19 protein-coding genes are annotated in these 19,318 nt (G+C 41.7%); all 19 read right to left on the bottom strand.

Annotation, left to right across the window (positions count from 1 at the left end; all coding sequences use genetic code 11):
* Window positions 1–1,614, bottom strand: a complete 1,614-nt coding sequence (fliF, locus tag H9631_RS02905; RefSeq protein WP_191809760.1) for a flagellar basal-body MS-ring/collar protein FliF — start codon at window positions 1,612–1,614, stop codon at window positions 1–3.
* Between the two features lie 24 nt (window positions 1,615–1,638).
* Entirely contained in the window at window positions 1,639–1,953 is a 315-nt protein-coding gene (gene fliE, locus H9631_RS02900) for a flagellar hook-basal body complex protein FliE (protein WP_191809758.1), read from the bottom strand.
* Window positions 1,954–1,971: 18 nt separating this feature from the next.
* A complete protein-coding gene (flgC, locus tag H9631_RS02895; protein ID WP_191809912.1) occupies window positions 1,972–2,424 on the bottom strand; it encodes a flagellar basal body rod protein FlgC in 453 nt (150 codons plus the stop codon).
* 8 nt (window positions 2,425–2,432) lie between these two features.
* The gene (gene flgB, locus H9631_RS02890; protein ID WP_191809910.1) at window positions 2,433–2,822 is read right to left on the bottom strand and encodes a flagellar basal body rod protein FlgB; all 390 of its coding nucleotides are present in this window, start codon (window positions 2,820–2,822) and stop codon (window positions 2,433–2,435) included.
* A gap of 198 nt (window positions 2,823–3,020) precedes the next feature.
* Window positions 3,021–3,800 carry a GTP-sensing pleiotropic transcriptional regulator CodY gene (gene codY, locus H9631_RS02885; protein ID WP_191809756.1) on the bottom strand — a complete coding sequence of 260 codons (780 nt, stop codon included), beginning with the start codon at window positions 3,798–3,800 and terminating at the stop codon, window positions 3,021–3,023.
* 51 nt (window positions 3,801–3,851) lie between these two features.
* Entirely contained in the window at window positions 3,852–5,240 is a 1,389-nt protein-coding gene (gene hslU, locus H9631_RS02880) for an HslU--HslV peptidase ATPase subunit (protein ID WP_191809908.1), read from the bottom strand.
* A 73-nt stretch (window positions 5,241–5,313) separates the two neighbouring features.
* Entirely contained in the window at window positions 5,314–5,856 is a 543-nt protein-coding gene (gene hslV / locus H9631_RS02875; protein ID WP_160705232.1) for an ATP-dependent protease subunit HslV, read from the bottom strand.
* A 17-nt stretch (window positions 5,857–5,873) separates the two neighbouring features.
* Window positions 5,874–6,761, bottom strand: a complete 888-nt coding sequence (gene xerC / locus H9631_RS02870; RefSeq protein ID WP_191809754.1) for a tyrosine recombinase XerC — start codon at window positions 6,759–6,761, stop codon at window positions 5,874–5,876.
* Window positions 6,762–6,825: 64 nt separating this feature from the next.
* Window positions 6,826–8,127: an FADH(2)-oxidizing methylenetetrahydrofolate--tRNA-(uracil(54)-C(5))-methyltransferase TrmFO gene (trmFO, locus tag H9631_RS02865; RefSeq protein WP_191809752.1), complete on the bottom strand. Its 1,302-nt coding sequence runs from the start codon at window positions 8,125–8,127 to the stop codon at window positions 6,826–6,828.
* Between the two features lie 782 nt (window positions 8,128–8,909).
* Complete coding sequence (gene topA, locus H9631_RS02860) at window positions 8,910–10,985, bottom strand: type I DNA topoisomerase (RefSeq protein WP_191809750.1); 2,076 nt, start codon at window positions 10,983–10,985, stop codon at window positions 8,910–8,912.
* A 681-nt stretch (window positions 10,986–11,666) separates the two neighbouring features.
* Window positions 11,667–12,557, bottom strand: a complete 891-nt coding sequence (dprA, locus tag H9631_RS02855) for a DNA-processing protein DprA (RefSeq protein WP_191809748.1) — start codon at window positions 12,555–12,557, stop codon at window positions 11,667–11,669.
* Between the two features lie 46 nt (window positions 12,558–12,603).
* Window positions 12,604–13,506 (bottom strand): succinate--CoA ligase subunit alpha, encoded by a 903-nt coding sequence (gene sucD / locus H9631_RS02850; RefSeq protein WP_191809746.1) that lies wholly within the window; start codon window positions 13,504–13,506, stop codon window positions 12,604–12,606.
* A 69-nt stretch (window positions 13,507–13,575) separates the two neighbouring features.
* On the bottom strand, window positions 13,576–14,736 hold the full coding sequence (gene sucC, locus H9631_RS02845; protein WP_191809745.1) for an ADP-forming succinate--CoA ligase subunit beta: 1,161 nt from the start codon (window positions 14,734–14,736) through the stop codon (window positions 13,576–13,578).
* Window positions 14,737–14,815: 79 nt separating this feature from the next.
* Window positions 14,816–15,106: an EscU/YscU/HrcU family type III secretion system export apparatus switch protein gene (locus H9631_RS02840; RefSeq protein ID WP_191809743.1), complete on the bottom strand. Its 291-nt coding sequence runs from the start codon at window positions 15,104–15,106 to the stop codon at window positions 14,816–14,818.
* Window positions 15,103–16,371: a hypothetical protein gene (locus tag H9631_RS02835; protein ID WP_191809741.1), complete on the bottom strand. Its 1,269-nt coding sequence runs from the start codon at window positions 16,369–16,371 to the stop codon at window positions 15,103–15,105. The genes H9631_RS02840 and H9631_RS02835 overlap by 4 nt, the downstream gene beginning before the upstream one ends.
* 12 nt (window positions 16,372–16,383) lie before the next feature.
* Entirely contained in the window at window positions 16,384–17,160 is a 777-nt protein-coding gene (locus H9631_RS02830; RefSeq protein ID WP_191809739.1) for a ribonuclease HII, read from the bottom strand.
* Between the two features lie 168 nt (window positions 17,161–17,328).
* Window positions 17,329–18,186: a ribosome biogenesis GTPase YlqF gene (ylqF, locus tag H9631_RS02825; RefSeq protein ID WP_191809737.1), complete on the bottom strand. Its 858-nt coding sequence runs from the start codon at window positions 18,184–18,186 to the stop codon at window positions 17,329–17,331.
* A gap of 19 nt (window positions 18,187–18,205) precedes the next feature.
* Window positions 18,206–18,745 (bottom strand): signal peptidase I, encoded by a 540-nt coding sequence (gene lepB / locus H9631_RS02820; RefSeq protein ID WP_191809736.1) that lies wholly within the window; start codon window positions 18,743–18,745, stop codon window positions 18,206–18,208.
* A 200-nt stretch (window positions 18,746–18,945) separates the two neighbouring features.
* A complete protein-coding gene (gene rplS / locus H9631_RS02815) occupies window positions 18,946–19,290 on the bottom strand; it encodes a 50S ribosomal protein L19 (RefSeq protein ID WP_018705160.1) in 345 nt (114 codons plus the stop codon).
* Window positions 19,291–19,318: the final 28 nt, after the last annotated feature.

The following is a 19,318-nucleotide window of genomic DNA, read 5'->3' as shown; positions in this document are numbered from 1 at the left end:
CTAAATCTCCTCCTCGTCTTCAGCAAGCCATGCGCGCAGCAAGCTAGCAAATTGTTCCGGGTTCTCTTTCGCTAATTCTTCTAGCTGCTCCCGGTTCTCAGCTGCTTTCTGTGCAGCCAGTTCTTCCATAGACGGTCGCGGAGGCTCTTCCGGTTTATTTTCTGTGACCTCAAGCACTTCTTCAAACTCTGCTGCTTTTCGTGCTCTTGCCTTTGTCCATAAGACAATAAGAGCGGCAATGATAGCAAGTAGAAGTCCACCAATAACGTATCCCCACCAAGGTAAAATGCTCTTGGCTGATGTTTCTCCACGGTCCATATTCCCGTTAAACGGCTGGACGGTAACAACAACCTTTTCATCAATGGCTGCGTCAGAAATATCTGTACCACTTTCTTTATCAATAGATGTCCTTACAATAGTCGATAATAGCTGCCTGATATCTTCCCTTCGCTCTTCCGGGAAAGAAGCAGGCTCCTCTGAATCTGGCGGTTCAACCATGACCTGAATACCAAGATCCCGGACTTTATAAGGGCTTTCCACGATCTCCTTGCGAACTTTATTGACTTCATAATTTAATGTTTCTTCAGATCGTTCATAATCGCCTGAGTTACCGCTGCCTTCCAGGTATTGGCCTGCTCCACTATCTGCTGGATCACCGCCTTGCGGAATACCGCCAGCTTGAGCTTCATCACCTGAAAATGTTTCTGTGATTCTTTGAGCGCTAATGGCAATTCCTCGCATATTTTCTTCATCTACAGGAGTAACAAGGTTTTCCTCCCTGTTTTCTTGGGTAAAATCAATATCTGCTGTAACGGAAGTGATAACCTTATCATGTCCCATCAATGTTCCAAGCATCTGTTGCACTTGGCGTTGTATATCTCTCTCTAGCTTTTCTTTGACTTTCATTTGCTGATCAATTCCATTGTCAGCATAAGAACCATCGTTTAGGTCGAAGTATTCTAAATACTGGTTTCTGATGACAATGTTATCTGTCGGCAAGTTAGGGACACTTTTTGATACTAGGTGGTACAATGATTTAATTTGTTTCTCATTAAAATCTTGTCCCGGTTTTGTATGTAGAATGATTGACGCTGATGCTTCCTCATTGTTTTCTTTAACAAAGACACTTTTTTCCGGCATTGTAATCATTACATTTGCTTCTTCAATTCCATCAATGCTTTTGATTAGAGTTGCCAGCTCATTCTGAGTGGCATCAAGTTTCAAAACATTGAATTCATTATCTGTCATGCCAAAACCAGCGTTTTCACTGAAGAAAGAGTAGTCAATATTCCCTGATTTTGGGATACCCTCTGCCGCAAGCTCGACCATCAGGTTTTCCGCGTTTCCTTCAGGAACCATTATTGTTGTACCATTCTCCGTGATTTCCGACTTTACTCCCCTCGTATCAAGCTCTTCTTTAATAGCCCCTGTCTCTGACGGAGACAAGTTCGTATAGAGAGGAACCATTGTCGTACGAGTTGATAAGATCGTTAGAATAATAATGAATAGCAGTAAAATAATTGCCGATGAAACAAATACGAGCTTTTGTTTTTTTGTTCTTTGCAACCAATACTCTTTCAAATTTGAAAAACGCTTAAACAGTAAATCTTTCATCGATAATCCCCTTAAACATTCTGGTTACACTTGCATTCGCATGATTTCTTGGTATGCCTCGACAGCCTTATTTCTAATTTCGAGCGCTGCCTGCATCGATATGGACGCTTTCTGGCTAGAAACCATCACATCATGCAAATCTATTTTCTTACCTTCTGCAAACATTGTGGTCGCTTTGTCGGATTGAATTTGCAGATTGTTCAAATCCTGAACTGCATTTTTTAAATAATCCCCAAAATTATTCCTTTTATTTAAATTTTCAATCTCACTTTGCTTAGAAGCACCGTTTATTGAAGAAGTACTTGGCAAATGAGAGATTATTGGATTGATTTGCATCATTCACTGCCTCCCCGATCATTATTTTCCAATATCCAATGACTTCATCAGCATCGCTTTAGTGGAGTTGAGTACAGTGACATTTGCTTCATATGATCTTGTTGCGCTGATCATGTCCACCATCTCGCGAAGCGGATCTACATTTGACTGATAAATATATCCATTTTCATCCGCATCAGGATGTTCCGGGTCATAAACAGATTTGAAAGGTGTTTGGTCTTCAACAATCCTGCTCACCTTAACTCCCGCTGGGGTTTTATTTGCAGATTTCGCGCCCACCGCTTTATCAAGGGCTGAAGAAAACGAATTTTCATTCGGTTGCATTACGACCATTTTTCTTCTGTAGGGCTGCCATTCTCCATCTACAAGCTTTTCCCTCGTAGTATCGACATTTGCCATATTGGAGGAAATTACATCCAACCTTAAACGCTGAGCAGTCAATGCGGAGGAAGAAATTCCCATCGAATAGAACATTGTCACTATTACTTTCCTCCCTTAATCACATTTTGTAATAAATTAAATTTTCCACTTAATCTTTCTGTCAACACACTGTAATAAATCTGATTTGTCGCAAGATCAGACATTTCTTTATCAATATCGACATTGTTGCCATTATGTCCATATTGAGTCCGTCCATCTGAAATAGTGATACTGTCATTTTTCTGCCCTTGGCTGTTCATATGCCTGGGATCAGTTGTCCGTAATTTTGCAGCAGAAATCGCATCATCAAACACTTTCCCGAAGCTCACTTTCTTGCCCTTATAGTTCGGCGTATCAGCATTGGCAATGTTTTGAGCAGTTACTTCATGCTTCAATGCAGAATAATCTAAAGAACGTTCTATCGTTTGAAAACTGCCAGAGAAGAGATTCAAATTTAGCACCTGCCAATTTTTTCTTTTTCCTAAACTATCCACTATTGTAATCTCTTTGTCATACCACGTCTATACATACTGAGAAAAACTTGGTGAAATTTCGATGAAAAAGTCGAAAAATGAGTCTTTATACCTATTAAAAGAACAAAAAGAACGTCCGAAGAGGCTTCGAACGTTCTTTTTGTAACATTTATTACTTTAGTTTGACTTTAATTTTTCCAATTCAACAAGAAACTTGGAGTTCAACACTTTAATATAAGTACCTTTCATTCCAAGTGACCGAGATTCGATGACACCAGCACTTTCTAATTTTCTAAGTGCGTTAACAATTACTGATCTAGTAATGCCGACCCGATCAGCGATTTTTGAAGCAACAAGTAGGCCTTCTGTTCCATTAAGTTCTTCGAAAATATGTTCAATTGCTTCCAATTCACTATATGAAAGAGAGCTGATCGCCATTTGTACAACAGCTTTGCTACGTGCTTCTTCTTCGATTTCTTCAGCTTTTTCACGAAGAATTTCCATACCAACCACTGTAGCGCCGTATTCAGCAAGAATTAAATCATCATTATCAAACTCTTGCTCAAGTCTTGCCAAAAGCAATGTTCCAAGTCTTTCACCGCCACCGATAATTGGCACGATTGTTGTTAAGCCGGTTGCAAACAGATCTTTATTTTCTACAGGAAAAGCTGAATATTCACTGTTCACGTCAATGTTTGAAGAAGTTTCAGAAACATTGAACAAGCCTTTTGTATAATCTTCTGGGAACTGACGCTCCTCAAGCATGTTTTTCATTCTGTCATTTTCAATTTGCTGGCGAACAGAATAGCCAAGCACTTTTCCTTTTCTGCTCAATACATATACGTTAGCCTCAATAACATCAGATAAGATTTCAGCCATTTCCTTAAAGTTTACTGGTTTTCCCGCAGCTTTTTGCAGCATCGCATTGATAGTTCTAGTTCTTGTTAATAGTTCCATTGTTTCTCCTCCTAAATTATTAAAAACTTACAACGATTGTTGACATATTTTTTATAAAATAAACTGGCTCAAGTCTTTGTCTTTAGAAATTGCAGAAAGTTTTTGGTCCACATATTGAGCAGTAATTTCAACTTTTTCCATCGTAACATCCGGCGCTTCGAACGACAAATCTTCAAGCAGTTTCTCCATAATTGTATGCAGACGTCTCGCTCCAATGTTATCAGTATTCTGGTTCACATCAAAAGCAATCTCCGCAAGCCTGTTAATAGCATCGTCAGAAAATTCTATTTGTATACCTTCAGTTTCCAATAATGCAGAATATTGTTTAATCAAAGCATTATCGGGCTCCGTCAATATTTTGTAGAAGTCCTCTACTGTCAGTTTTTCGAGTTCAACCCGAATCGGAAAACGACCTTGCAGTTCCGGGATCAAATCAGATGGCTTCGCCATATGGAAGGCACCGGCAGCAATAAATAAAATGTAGTCGGTTTTAACTGGTCCATATTTGGTTACCACTGTTGAGCCTTCGACAATCGGAAGGATATCCCGCTGGACGCCTTCTCTTGAAACATCAGCAGATGAAGACTGGCTTTTGCTGGCGATTTTATCAATTTCATCAATAAAGATAATCCCTGTTTGTTCCGCCTTGAAAATTGCCATCTGCGTCACTTCATCCATATCAATCAGCTTCTGGGCTTCATCATTCGTTAAAACTTTTCGTGCCTCTTTAACGGGAAGCTTCCTTTTCTTCAGCTTTTTAGGCATCAGGTTACTCAAAGCGTCCTGCATATTCATGCCCATCTGCTCCATGCCGGAACCTTGGAACAGATCAAACATAGATGGCTGCTGTTCTTCAACCTCCACTTGCACAATTTCGTCTTCGAGTTCTCCATTTGCAAGCTTTTCTTCAATGACCCTTCTTTTTTCACGGATGCTCAAATCTTCCTGCTCATCTTGAGTTGATGAACTTTCAGACTGCTGGTTTCCGCCAAAGATCATTTCAAAAGGATTCTTAAAGTTCTCAGCTTTCTTTTTTCTTGGTACAAGCAGCTCAACAAGACGGCGGTTCGCCTGTTTCTCCGCACGCCCCCTTACTTCCTGCATTTTCTCTTCTTTGACAATCCTGATCGATGTTTCAGCTAAATCGCGAACCATTGATTCGACATCACGACCTACATAACCCACTTCGGTAAATTTGGTCGCCTCCACTTTCACAAACGGAGCTCCAACCATTTTAGCCAAACGACGGGCAATTTCAGTCTTTCCGACACCGGTGGGTCCCATCATCAGAATGTTTTTCGGGATAATCTCATCTCTCAGTTCTTCGCTTAAAAGCCCCCTGCGGTAACGATTGCGGAGTGCCACCGCCACTGATCTCTTCGCCTCATTTTGACCGATGATATATTGATCGAGCTTTTCAACAATTTGCCTAGGAGTCATGGCGGCTCCATTGTTAACGATTGTCAAAATAGTCCCTCCCTCTTACAGTAACGTATTGCGCGTTCGACATGTGTTACAATTCTTCGACAATTATTTGTCGATTTGTGTAGACGCATATATCCGCCGCAATTTCCAATGCAGCTTTTGCCATTTCTTTTGCAGTGAGATGCTCAGCCGCATAATTTTTCAAAGCTCTGCCAGCAGAAAGTGCGTAATTGCCTCCTGATCCTATGGCCAGAATCCCATCATCTGGTTCAATGACCTCTCCTGTACCGGAAATGAGCAGCAAATCTGTTTCATCCATTACAATCAACATAGCTTCAAGTTTTCTTAAAACCTTGTCACTGCGCCATTCCTTTGCTAATTCAACTGCGGCTCTTGACAGGTTCCCATTGAATTCCTCCAGCTTTCCTTCGAACTTCTCAAATAGTGTAAAAGCATCTGCCACTGATCCTGCAAAACCGGCCAATACTTTACCATTGAATAGTTTACGCACCTTGCGTGCAGTATGTTTCATTACAACTGCATTTCCAAATGTCACTTGCCCATCACCGGCCATGGCGCTTTTGCCTTTATGATGAACGGCGAATATTGTCGTTGCATGGAACTTATCCATTGTTTACCTCCTTGTCTTCAAGCCCGTGGATGACTATTCATATATGTTTTCCTTAAATGTTCTTTTGTAACATGGGTATAGACCTGCGTTGATGACAGGTGGGTATGCCCGAGCAATTCCTGGACAGTCCTCATATCCGCTCCATTGTTTAGCATGTGTGTCGCAAAGCTATGACGAAACATATGCGGGTGGATTTTCCCAGATAAAGACGCCTTTTTCATTATGTCATTGAGGACATGACGGATTCCCCTTTCAGTCAAAGGGCCACCTCTGGCATTCACAAACAAACTCCGGTGTTCAGAGCCTCGGACCAGCATACTTCTTGCATCATTCATATAGGACTCAATTGCCTTGGCAGCAAAAATTCCAAAAGGGACATACCGTTCTTTCCTACCTTTTCCCTTTACGAGAATGGTTGAGAAGTCAAAGTCTATATCATTCATCATGATATTAGCACATTCGCTTACCCTGATCCCAGTAGCATACAACAATTCTATCAACGCAAGGTTTCGCTTTCCCAATGGCGTCGAATCATCGCAGGAATCGAATAATTGCTGCATTTCCTCTTCATAAAGAAAGCTAGGAAGCCTTACTCCTTTTTTAGGCTGAATGACCAAAATAAAAGGATTTTCATGTACAATCTTTTCCCTTAACAAAAACTTGAAGAAACTTCGCAGACTAGATATTTTCCTGGCAGCACTCGTCCTTGCATATTGCTGTTCATACAATGAAGATACATAGAGACGGGCGTCGAAATACTCTACGTCGTCAAACATTTCAATGCTCTGTTCTTTCATGAACAAACAGAAATGCTCAATATCTTTTTTATAAAATTCGACTGTGTAAGATGAATAGTTCTTTTCAATCTGCAAGTATTCCAAAAATGAACGGATCTGATCCTTCATCTCCCCACCTCGATTTTAAAGCCTTCTAAATATTATCACAATTCATTTTTTCACGCAAAGGAAATTATATATTTTGTGCTAAGATTCGAATGGAGCTTAAGGCACGTTCAGCATATTGTTCATACTTCAGTTTTTTATTTTTAATTCTTTGAGGCAGTTCCGGAAGCAATCCAAAATTGACATTCATCGGCTGAAACGTCTTGGAACTAGTAGATGTAATATAATGGGCCATACTTCCAATCATAGTTTCCTTCGGAAAAACTGTCGGCTCTTTTCCCTGTGCCAGTAAGGCAGCATTTAAACCTGCAACCAAACCGCTGGCTGCTGATTCCACATAACCCTCAACCCCAGTCATTTGCCCTGCAAAGAATAGATCATCCCTTTCCTTAAATTGATATGTTCGATTTAGAACGGACGGAGAATTGATAAACGTGTTGCGGTGCATGACACCATAACGGACGATCTCGACTTCTTCCAATCCAGGAATCAGCCTGAGCACCTCTTTTTGCGGCCCCCATTTAAGATGAGTCTGAAATCCTACTATATTATAAAGTGTGCCCGCAGCATCATCCTGACGAAGTTGGACAACGGCATAAGGTTTTTTTCCAGTTTTCGGATCTTCAAGCCCAACTGGTTTCAAAGGACCAAAAAGCATGGTTTTTTTTCCTCTTTGAGCCATTACTTCAATTGGCATACAGCCTTCAAAGAAAATTTCTTTTTCAAATTCCTTCAGTGGAACTGTTTCGGCTTGAGTTAGTGCTTCGTAGAACCGATTGAATTCATCCTCGTCCATCGGACAATTTAGGTAAGCCGCTTCCCCTTTGTCATAGCGTGATTTCAAATAAACTTTATCCATATTTATGCTGTCTTTTTCAATAATAGGAGCTGCTGCATCATAAAAGTACAAATGATCTTGCCCAGTCAACTCCTGGAGTTTTTTGGACAGGCTGTCGCTTGTCAATGGGCCTGTTGCAATAATCGTAATACCAGGAGGGAAATCAGTCATTTCCTCCTGATGGATAGTAATGAGCGGGTTTTCGCGAATTTTCTCCGTTACATATCCCGAAAAATCATGTCTGTCAACAGCCAGTGCGCCGCCTGCGGGAACAGATGATTGGTCCGCAGCTTCGATAATGAGTGAATCTAGAATTCTCATTTCCTCTTTCAGAACACCAACTGCATTCGTTAGTGAATTAGCCCGTAACGAATTGGAGCAAACGAGCTCGGCAAATTTGTCAGTATGATGGGCAGGCGTTTGCTTAACTGGCCTCATTTCGTATAAATCAACATGAATTCCTCGCTTGGACAACTGCCAAGCAGCTTCGCTTCCTGCCAAGCCCGCTCCTATAACATTTACTGATTGCATGTGTGAAACCTCCAATATATGATCAATCTTTCACAATTATTCTCTTTAATCCCTATAGCATTTTACCCTAAAAGCCTGGCAAATAAAAACGATGCGCATTACAAGAAAAGTGAAAGCGCTCGTTTAGCGACGTACAGACTGGACGACTCCTGACGAGATAAAGGAAACACGGCGATGCCGAAGGCGAGCCGATGTTGACTTATCGTAGGAAGGAGAAGGAAGTCTGATAGTCGCTGAGCGCTGCAACTGGACATCACGAAAAGCGGAAGCGCCTTGATCGGCCTCGACAAGCACACGGCGGGTCCCGAGGAGGCAGTACTTCAGCCACCACAGGGAAGCGCATTGTGACCTCGAGAGGCCAGGCGCTGTAGCTGGACATTAGAAAAGTGAAAGCGCTCGTTTAGCGACGTACGGACTGGACGTTTCCTGATGAGCAATGCCGAGTCCACCAGAAAAGTGAGTGCCTGTTCTTAACGATTTCCAACAAACGCGCTCACTAATAGCGGATCAACTTCAAGATAAGAGAAAGTATTCCGCCTTTTTTGGAAGTATCCTCTTGCTTGGACAGTATTTTGTCGAAGTTGGACAGAGTTTCTGTTTTTCAGACAGTATTTTCCTTTTTCGAATCGCATTTTGGTAATCTCGATTGTATTTTGCTTTTCCGGACAGCATCCGCCGGCAGCTCTTTAAGGGACCTTCTACAAATGCAAAATCAGGAGGAGGGAAACGATTCGTTTTCCTCCTCCCGATTTATTTAAGAAGCTTGTTGGACAGACCCTTCTCTATTTTTGAGGCTCTTCTTTATAGTCACAGCTGACACACTGAACCTGATTCCCTTTTTTGAGCTTCTTTTCAACCAGAAATCCTTCACATTTTGGACAAGGACGGCTAATCGGCTTATCCCAGGAGAGGAAATCACACTCGGGATAACGGTCACATCCGTAAAAAATGCGCTTTTTCTTACTTTTGCGCTCTATAACATTACCTTCTTTACATTTCGGACATTTCACACCGATTTCCTTCACAATCGGTTTTGTATTTCTGCAGTCTGGAAAATTGCTGCAAGCCATAAATTTGCCAAAGCGTCCCATTTTGATCACCATAGGGTTTCCGCAGATTTCACAATCTTCCCCTGCGTACTCATCTTTGATTTCTACTTCTTTCATTTCAGCTTCGGCTTTTTTCAAGTTCTTTTCAAAGTTTTGGTAAAAGTCATCTATGATCTTTACCCATTCGGCATGACCGTCTTCAATTTCATCGAGATTATTTTCCATTTTGGCTGTAAATTCCACATCAAGTACTTCCGGGAAAAATTCCATGATCAGTTCAAGAACAATCTCTCCCAATTCTGTTGGTATGAAGCGTTTGTTATCAAGGGCTACATATCCACGCCTTTGGATCGTATCTAAGGTAGGTGCATAGGTTGAAGGTCTCCCAATGCCCAATTCCTCCAATGCTTTTACCAGCCTTGCTTCCGTATACCTTGGAGGTGGCTGTGTAAAGTGCTGCTTGGGGTTTAATTTTTCCGAAAGAACTTTCTCACCTTCAGCAAACGAAGGAAGGACATTCTCTTTTTCTTCAGACTGATCGTCAGTTCCTTCCACATAAACTTTCATGAATCCAGGAAATTTGATTTGCGATCCATTCGCACGAAATGTTACTTCCCCGTTCACCAGATCAACAGCCACTGTATCCATGATTGCGGGTGCCATTTGACTTGCAACGAAACGCTCCCAAATCAATTTATACAGCCTTAACTGGTCACGGCTTAAAGACGCTTTTACTGCATTTGGCTCCCTCATTGTACTCGTCGGACGTATGGCTTCATGCGCATCCTGCGTGTTTGCCTGCTTTTTTTCCTTACGGTTGCCGGTAGCCAAATATTCTTTACCATATTGATCTGTAATATATTCTGCAGCTTCCTTTACCGCAATATCAGAGACTCTCGTTGAATCTGTACGCATATAAGTAATAAGACCAACCGTACCTTCTTTTCCGAGATCAATTCCTTCATATAATTGCTGTGCGAGAAGCATCGTTTTCTTTGCCCGGAAATTCAACTTACGAGCAGCTTCTTGCTGAAGGGAAGATGTTGTAAAAGGACGAGCAGGATTTCTTTTTCTTTCCTTCTTTGTTACGGATTGGACAAGGAAGTCTTTACCATCAATTTTTCCTAGAACTTCTTTTACATCATCTTCTGATTGTAATTTCTTCTTCTTCCCATTTAAACCATAAAAGTAAGCTTGGAATTGGTCCTTTCCTTTTTTAAATAGTCCTTCTACTGACCAGTATTCTTCAGGAATAAAGTCCTTGATTTCATTTTCTCTGTCGATGATCAGTCGGACTGCAACAGATTGTACCCTGCCCGCACTCAAGCCTTTTTTCACTTTCTTCCAGAGCAGAGGGCTGATATTATATCCTACAAGGCGATCTAAAATCCTTCTTGCCTGCTGAGCATCTACAAGATCCATGTTAATTGGCCTAGGATGTTTAAAAGAATCCCTGATTGCATCTTTCGTAATTTCATTGAAAATGACACGGCAATCCGAATGAATGTCTACATCAAGACTATGGGCCAGATGCCAAGCGATCGCTTCGCCTTCCCTATCGGGGTCAGCTGCGAGATAGACTTTTTTTGCTTTTTTAGCAGCAGTTCTCAATTCTTTTAAAACAGGGCCTTTTCCCCTGATTGTTATATATTTCGGTTCATAGTTATTTTCAACATCTACACCCATTTGGCTTTTCGGCAAATCTCTGACGTGCCCCATAGATGCTCTCACTTTATATTTTTTTCCTAAATATCGTTCAATGGTCTTCGCCTTTGCAGGCGATTCCACTATTACCAAGTAATCCGACATGCAGTAATCCTCCCCAGAGGTAAATTCAGTAAATCAGAATAAATCTTATACGTGTATCATATGTTTGTCAACGAAATAAATAGAACAGGCGCTGTAAAGCACGCTGTCTTAGGCGACAAGCACTAGGTAAAATGTGTGAAGGGAGTACTTCAGCCACCATAGAAATATTGCTTGTTATCCTATATATAGACATTATTTTATATTCAATTTCATTTTTTATAAAGATTGCCTGTTTCAAGCTTATGTTGATGAATCTATCCCACTTTCCACAAAATTGCAAGTTTTTTTGATTTTAACTAGTAAGAAAATCGAAAGTCGTGCAGCCGTAGGCGACAAGCACTAGGCAAATATTGATGAGCGAGTTCCTCAGCCATCACAGTAAAGCTGCTCATTTCAATTACATGTGAAAAGCTTCCTTGATGCCCTTCAAGCAGCTTTGTGATGAGGGAAACTTACGCTTCCTTGAATAAGCTGTGCCGGAGGAATACATTCTCTTTCGCGTGACTTGATTCTTGCGCCGAGGGCGTCTGGCCCTATCGCGACATCCTATCGCTTCGCTTACACTAGTAATTCCTGTACGCCGGCAGGCTCAGGGCGCGACGTCCTGTACGTCGTAGCTAGACATATAAAAACTTCATTCGATTAAAATATTTCATCTGATTTTTTACTCTATGAAAAAGCTCATTCGATATACAGCTCTTCCAATATATCATATCCGGAAGTAACAAGCTTTGCCCCTTGTTGAATCAGGCGGTTTGTCCCTTCTGACAGAGGTTCGCCTATGGGACCCGGCACTGCAAAAACTTCCCTGCCCTCCTCCAAAGAAAAATCTGCAGTAATCAGTGAGCCACTCCTTGATTTTGCCTGGACGATGACTGTACCCATGGATAACCCGCTAATGATGCGGTTCCTTTGAGGGAAGTGCCACTTTTGAGGACGCCAGATTGGTGGATATTCAGAAATGATTAAATGTTCTTCCTTCATTTGTTCAGCGAGCTGCATGTTTTCCGGCGGATATAAATGAAAGAATCCTCCACCCAGTACAGCGATCGTTTTTCCTCCGAACTGGATGGTCTGTTGATGGGCTAAGGTGTCAGTACCTTTGGCTAATCCGCTGACAATGACAAATCCACTTTCTAGAAGAGGAGCAAGAAGCAAGGCTATCGCTTTTCTTGCATAATCATCAGAAAGCCTAGCTCCTACAACGGCAATCGCTTGCTTTTTAAGCAGGGTATTTTCTCCCATGGTAAAAAGGACAAGCGGCGCATCATGAATCTCTCTGAGTATTTTAGGGTATTCCTCATCCTTAAAAGTAATGATTGAAATTCCACTAGCTTGGTATTTTTCTAGTATTTTTTGGATATTGATTCTTTGAAAGTCATGGAAGAATTTCTTGAAGAGGGAGTGATTCAACTGAAAAATTTGTTGAAGTTTGGAGGTTGAAAAAGAATAAAGGTTCGAAAGGGTGGGGTCATGTTTCAGTAGCTTTCTAATTGCTGCGTTCCCCAATTGCGGACAATGGATTAAATGAAGCAGCTTTTCGGTAAAAATTCCGATCACTTCCTTGTTCATTTTTTAAAAGGAAGCCTCTCTGATTTAGAGGCTTCCCATAAATTAATTAATGTGTCTTACATTTTTCATAGAGTCCTCTATCCTTCAAGACTCCAATCAATGTTTCACCAATAACGGCAGGAGTATCAGCAACTTTGATTCCGCATTCGTTCATAACACGGATTTTTTCATCTGCTGTTCCTTTTCCGCCTGAAATGATGGCACCTGCATGTCCCATACGCTTTCCTGGAGGTGCAGTACGTCCGCCGATGAACCCTACAACCGGCTTAGTCATATTCGCTTTTACCCACTCAGCAGCTTCCTCTTCTGCTGTACCACCGATCTCACCAATCATGATCACAGCCTCTGTTTCTGGATCCTCATTAAAAGCTTTCAGCACATCGATGAAATTTGTTCCATTTACAGGATCTCCGCCGATTCCAACTGCAGTAGACTGTCCAACTCCTGCTTCAGAAAGCTGATGTACCGCTTCATAAGTCAATGTTCCTGAGCGAGAGACAACTCCAACATGTCCTTTTTTGTGAATGTAGCCAGGCATAATTCCAATTTTACACTCCTCAGGAGTAATAACTCCTGGACAGTTTGGACCGACGAGTCTTGTTTTCTTGCCTTCCATATAGCGAACAACCTTCACCATATCTAAAACCGGAATATGTTCAGTGATACAAATGGCTAAGTCTAACTCCGCATCGACCGCTTCCAAGATCGCATCAGCAGCAAACGGTGCTGGAACGTAAATGACTGATGCGGTGGCTCCTGTTTTCTTTACAGCTTCGTCTACTGTATCAAAAACCGGAACTCCTGCAACCTCTTGTCCACCTTTTCCTGGTGTCACGCCGCCAACAATTTGTGTGCCATATTCAATCATCTGTTCTGTATGAAAAAGGGCTGTTGAGCCTGTAATTCCCTGTACAATTACTTTTGTGTCTTTATTGACAAAAACACTCATGATTTTCCCTGCCTTTCAAATGATCTTTGATTTAACAACATTGATTCCAAAGCATTTGGTCAGATTGACTTACTTGACCAGTTCAACGATTTTTTGTGCACCATCGGCCATGGAATCTGCAGCTGTAATATTCAAACCAGATTCGTTCAGGATTTCTTTTCCTTTGTCGACATTTGTTCCTTCAAGCCTTACAACTAAAGGAACTTCTAGTCCAACTTGTTTGACAGCTTCGACCACTCCAGCAGCAATGACATCACACTTCATGATACCACCGAAAATGTTAACGAAGATTCCTTTGACCGCTTCATCAGAAAGAATGATTTTAAATGCTTCCGTTACTTTTTCAGCAGTTGCTCCGCCCCCAACATCAAGGAAGTTTGCGGGTTCTCCGCCATAATATTTAATAATATCCATTGTGGACATAGCAAGGCCTGCACCATTTACCATACACCCAATGTTGCCGTCCAAAGCGATATAGCTCAAATCATACTTAGATGCCTCAATCTCTTTTGGATCCTCCTCGTCAAGATCACGGTATTCAAGGATATCTTTATGTTTAAATAAAGCGTTATCATCGAAGTTTAATTTGGCATCAAGAGCTAGTACATTTCCGTCTCCTGTCACAACAAGAGGGTTGATTTCAGCAATTGAAGAATCGTTGTCAACGAAAGCGTTGTAAAGGCTGATCATGAATTTGGCAGCTTTTCCAACCAGTTCTTTAGGAATATTGATATTGAAAGCAATTCGGCGTGCTTGGAAGCCAGTTAAACCAACAAGTGGATCAACAACTTCTTTAAAGATTTTTTCAGGTGTTTTTTCAGCAACTTCCTCGATTTCAGTACCGCCTTCTTCGGAAGCCATCAAGACAACTCTATCAGTGCCTCTATCAACAACAAGACCGACATAATATTCCTTCTTGATATCGCAACCTTCTTCAATCAGTAAACGTTTTACCTCTTTGCCTTCAGGGCCTGTCTGATGCGTAACAAGGGTTTTTCCGAGAATCTCTTCAGCATATGTACGGACTTCATCCAAGTTTTTCGCGACTTTTACCCCACCCGCTTTTCCGCGGCCGCCTGCATGGATTTGGGCTTTTACGACAGTAACATCAGTACCGAGTTCTTTAGCGGCTTCCACTGCCTCATCCACGGTGAATGCTACTTTTCCATTAGGTACAGATACTCCGTATTTTCTAAGGATTTCTTTACCCTGGTATTCATGGATATTCATTTTCCGTCCTCCTATCATTACTATAAAAAAAATAGATTGCGTGTTTATTGTATTAAAATGGCGACAGGAAGTCCACTTTTTACGGTTGCCTAGTTTTACTTTCCGACATTTTCCAATCCAGCTTGTAAATAAATGCAAAAACTTCCGCAACTGCTTCAAATAGTTCTTCCGGTATCGCCTCGTTCAAATCAAGCTGTCCCAGCAGTTCAACTAGCGCCGGATCTTGCTGGATTGGTATTCCATGTTCTTTAGCGGCTTCGATTATTTTTTCTGCTGTTACCCCTTTTCCCTTCGCTCTTACGATAGGGGCATTTCCAACTTCGTCTTGGCCGCTTAGGGCCACCGCTTCCATCATTTGGCTTTTATTCATATTTGAATATCAACTCCTGAGTAAGGACGGGGACTGAGTGTTTGCGACTGCTTGTTTTTTTGGCTGACAGGTGGTTTAAAGTGGACAGCTGACAACTCATAACCATGCTCTTTCAGTTTTTCCTTCAATGCAGGAATGAGCATGGGCGCAAGTACTTTGATTTCTGGAGAATGCGTATTTATAACAGTAATATTCATTATCCGATTTTGGATTTTTACATCAACTACAGTCTGATCAAGGTTCTGCATGTTCAGATAAAAAATAACCCTGCAATAATCCGGATCGATTTTCCCATCCTCTCTCCGCTTTCCCTCCCATTGGAAAGAAAGTTCTGTCCTATGACCATTTAATTCTATCGGAAGATCAAAAAATATTTGCTGTATAGGTCCAGAATCAATAGATATCAGCTGTTGGCCATTCATTCTATGAAGCAGTTGCTCTGCCGCCTGCCGAGCAGTAGGATTTAGACTTGTTCCCGGTCGCCCCAAATATTCGATAAGGAGGGCTTTAAGAGATTCCGCACTGGTTTCATTATCGTGAATGATCGCATGCTCATAAAACAGTCCCATTTGGCGAATGGTGTGCTTTATGTTCGCCATTGCTGTTTTACCTTGCCATACAAACGGTTCCGCGATTGCCCCTTTTTGTGACGACTCTTTACCCAATTCATCAATCAGAGCAACAATTCTTTGGCTGGTTGAATCCGGATCTTTTTCTGAACCAAGAGCCATATGCAAAGTAGATATGACTTCAGTTAACGGCTGCTTGCTGCCTACAACAACCAGCGACTTGAAAATACTTTCAGTAAAGGGCATATCTCTTGTGCTCATCAGTTTAATGGCATCTAGTGCAAGTTTTTTGTCCGCTGCTTTCCCGACCCACTGACCAGCTTGTTGAATTTGCTCGCGAGTTAGGCTTAAAGATTCTTTTGTAAAGAACTCAGTGAGGGCATGGTACTCTTTTTCATTTGGCAGAGATAATTGTCTCACAAGAGAGAACTGATCCGCCTGTTTTGATCCGATCAGCTTCAGCTGCGGTTCTCCCTCGACAGACTCAACTTGAAGGAAATAGCCTTTTCCACTTTCTAAAGGCGCCTCAAGTCTTGCAATTAGCTTGTGAGTACCAAGTTGTATTTCTGCGTGCTGATTTGGAAAAATTCTATGTACATGGGCAAAAAATATTTGTCCATTCCTCAATGTAAGAGGCTGGGTTTGACTCGAACTTAGAGTTTGAAACAAATCTTGGATCAATGTCTGTATATCCAAATCGCTCCCCCCTCATGATCGGTTCATGATTGCTTGAACCGGAGCAAATGATTGCCTGTGGATCGGACAAGGACCGAGCTTTTTTAGAGCATCTAAATGAGCTTTCGTTCCGTAACCTTTATGTATTCCAAAGCCATACCCCGAATATTGCTGTTCGTATCCAGCCATAAGCCGGTCGCGGGTGACTTTTGCAATGATAGATGCAGCCGCAATAGAATTACTGTTTGCATCTCCTTTTATAATCGATTCCTGTGGATAAGGGGCTTCTATTGTCATAGCGTCCAAAAGCAAAAAATCTGGCTGGATAGCCAATTCGCTGACAGCCTGATTCATCGCTTTTTTTACCGCCTGATATATATTGAGCCGGTCAATTTCCTCGGAGGAAATAATGCCAACACCTACAGCTCGCGCTTCTTCATGAATTCGATCAAAAAGTTCATTTCTTTTTAATTCACTCAGCTTCTTTGAGTCATCCAATCCATAAATACAACTATCTTCATTTAATATAACAGCTGCGGCAACTACTGGCCCAGCCAAAGGGCCCCGACCAGCTTCATCGATTCCACCGATCCACTTGAACCCTTGTTTCCTAAGCCGATTTTCATGTGCCGACATCCGTGTGTACCGTTCATGCTCCTTGCGTTCTTTTTCCTTTCCGGCTTTCCAACTATTCAAAAGGGCTTGAACACCTTTACGGGAATCTGATTGCAATTCCGTAAAAAAAGGATCATTTTCACTTGTTATTTCTCTTAAGACTTCCTTTATTTCTGCGATTGTCTGATTTTTCATCCAGTCCCATTACCTTTCAAAAAGTGATTGGCATACCATATATGTGGCAATCTATCGTAAGAATGCTGTGTCCTGCCAATAACCTAAAAGCAAAAAAGATAGATTGCTCGTAAAAATCAGTGATATTTTGCTGATATTTATCTATGTTTTCCCAGACACATATAGGCGTTACTCTATGATCTCATCCGGCATATCGAAAGTAATATTTCCAAGCTTCTGCGACCGAATATCCATAATGACTGTCTCCGCAGTTTTTTCATAATCAATCTCTCCGCCGGATGTCAGGCATCCGCGAAGCTTTCCAATATGATCAAATAAAACCACTATATCTTCAGGCACCTCATTAAGTTGATATCTTTTTTTCATATTGTTGAGATAGTGAGCTTCAAGGAACCTAAGAGCAAAAACAGCTATATCCTGCATATTCAAAAGAGAATCTTTTATTGCGCCGGTCAAAGCAAGCTTATAACCTATCTCCTGATCTTCAAACTTGGGCCATAGTATGCCTGGAGTATCCAGAAGTTCAAGGTCTTTTCCCACTTTGATCCATTGCTGCCCTCTTGTGACTCCAGGTGTATTACCCGTCTTGGCGATATTTTTCTTTGCCAAACGGTTAATTAGCGTGGATTTCCCAACATTTGGGATGCCAATAATCATCGCTCTGATAGCTCGCGGCTTTAATCCCTTTGCTTTCCTGCGCTCTCTTTTCTCCCTTAGCAACTCCTCCGCTGCCTTTATGATCTCGTTTAATCCTCTCCCAGACTGGGAGTTGATTGCAAGTGCTTTATTCCCCTCTTCCGAGAAATGGCTGATCCACTGTCTTGTCACATCCGGATCTGCCATATCTGCTTTATTAAGGAGAATCAGTCTCTGCTTTTGTTGTATGATCTCCTGTAGCATCGGATTGGCAGATGAAACGGGAATCCGTGCATCCACCAATTCAAATACGATATCTACCAGCTTTAATTTTTCCGTCACTTCCCGGCGTGCTTTTGCCATATGTCCGGGGAACCATTGGATAGTCATGAATTACGTTCCTCCATCGTCACTTAACAATTCTTATATCTTTAATCGGCCAATAGACAATGCTAGTATCTCCTATAACCTTGTCCATAGAAATGGTTCCTATATGGCGGCTATCTTTGCTTGAGCGTCTGTTGTCACCCATAACAAAAAGCTCGCCTTTTGGAACAGTCTTTTGGCCTGTAATTTCTTCCAATGTGAAATCTTCAGTAAGGGGCCCTTCAGGCGTTTGCTCTTTATAAGTTTCCAAATAGGGCTCTTCATATGCCTTACCATTTACATAAAGAGTATCGCTTACATATTCGACTGTGTCGCCTGGAAGACCGATGACCCGTTTGATGTAATCCTTCTGCTCAGGAGCATGAAAAACAATGATATCAAACCGGTCTGGCTCGCTAAGTTTATTTACAATCATCCGGTCCCCGTTATGCAGGGTTGGCATCATCGAAAAACCATCTACCACAATCGGGGTAAAAAGCGCGTATCGAATAAGCGCAGCCAATCCTACAGCGATAAGCAAAGCCTTTGTCCATTCCCAAAGCTCGTTTTTCTCCTTTGCCACTTTGTCACCATCCAATCATGTACTGTAGAAATCTACAAAAACTGTAACAATATTATTGTACAGTATATTATGCCTTAAAAACACTGTAAACTTGCTGCCAAGAGAAATAGAAAAAGGAGCTTGAATTCAAGCTCCTTTTCTAGTAACGGATTTACTTATAATCCAGCAAGGTTTTCTTCCGTCAAGAAACCAAGCGTAAATTAACGAATTTCTTTAATACGAGCTGCTTTACCGCGTAGTTTACGCAAGTAGTAAAGTTTCGCACGGCGAACTTTACCGCGACGCACGACATCGATTTTAGCAATCCTTGGTGTATGAAGAGGGAAAGTACGCTCGACACCAACCCCGTAAGAAATTTTGCGGACAGTGAAAGTTTCGCTGATTCCGCCTCCACGGCGTTTGATGACTACACCTTCAAACAACTGGATACGCTCACGTGTACCCTCCACAACTTTCACGTGGACACGAACAGTGTCACCTGCGCGAAATGCTGGAAGATCTGTACGCAATTGTTCTTTAGTTACTTCTTCAATTAGTTTGTGCATCGTATTCATCTCCTTCCAACCGATGCTC

Origin of the sequence: Bacillus norwichensis (assembly GCF_014836955.1) — a bacterium.
Lineage (GTDB): Bacteria > Bacillota > Bacilli > Bacillales > Bacillaceae_C > Siminovitchia > Siminovitchia norwichensis.
This window is presented reverse-complemented; position numbering and strand designations above follow the sequence as displayed.

Coding starts and splice junctions, on each gene's coding strand:
- fliF (WP_191809760.1), bottom strand. CDS start 1,614: ATGAAAGATTTACTGTTTAAGCGTTTTTCAAATTTGAAAGAGTATTGG.
- fliE (WP_191809758.1), bottom strand. CDS start 1,953: ATGATGCAAATCAATCCAATAATCTCTCATTTGCCAAGTACTTCTTCA.
- flgC (WP_191809912.1), bottom strand. CDS start 2,424: ATGTTCTATTCGATGGGAATTTCTTCCTCCGCATTGACTGCTCAGCGT.
- codY (WP_191809756.1), bottom strand. CDS start 3,800: ATGGAACTATTAACAAGAACTAGAACTATCAATGCGATGCTGCAAAAA.
- hslU (WP_191809908.1), bottom strand. CDS start 5,240: ATGACTCCTAGGCAAATTGTTGAAAAGCTCGATCAATATATCATCGGT.
- hslV (WP_160705232.1), bottom strand. CDS start 5,856: ATGGATAAGTTCCATGCAACGACAATATTCGCCGTTCATCATAAAGGC.
- xerC (WP_191809754.1), bottom strand. CDS start 6,761: ATGAAGGATCAGATCCGTTCATTTTTGGAATACTTGCAGATTGAAAAG.
- trmFO (WP_191809752.1), bottom strand. CDS start 8,127: ATGCAATCAGTAAATGTTATAGGAGCGGGCTTGGCAGGAAGCGAAGCT.
- topA (WP_191809750.1), bottom strand. CDS start 10,985: ATGTCGGATTACTTGGTAATAGTGGAATCGCCTGCAAAGGCGAAGACC.
- dprA (WP_191809748.1), bottom strand. CDS start 12,557: ATGAACAAGGAAGTGATCGGAATTTTTACCGAAAAGCTGCTTCATTTA.
- sucD (WP_191809746.1), bottom strand. CDS start 13,506: ATGAGTGTTTTTGTCAATAAAGACACAAAAGTAATTGTACAGGGAATT.
- sucC (WP_191809745.1), bottom strand. CDS start 14,736: ATGAATATCCATGAATACCAGGGTAAAGAAATCCTTAGAAAATACGGA.
- H9631_RS02840 (WP_191809743.1), bottom strand. CDS start 15,106: ATGAATAAAAGCCAAATGATGGAAGCGGTGGCCCTAAGCGGCCAAGAC.
- H9631_RS02830 (WP_191809739.1), bottom strand. CDS start 17,160: ATGAAAAATCAGACAATCGCAGAAATAAAGGAAGTCTTAAGAGAAATA.
- ylqF (WP_191809737.1), bottom strand. CDS start 18,186: ATGACTATCCAATGGTTCCCCGGACATATGGCAAAAGCACGCCGGGAA.
- rplS (WP_018705160.1), bottom strand. CDS start 19,290: ATGCACAAACTAATTGAAGAAGTAACTAAAGAACAATTGCGTACAGAT.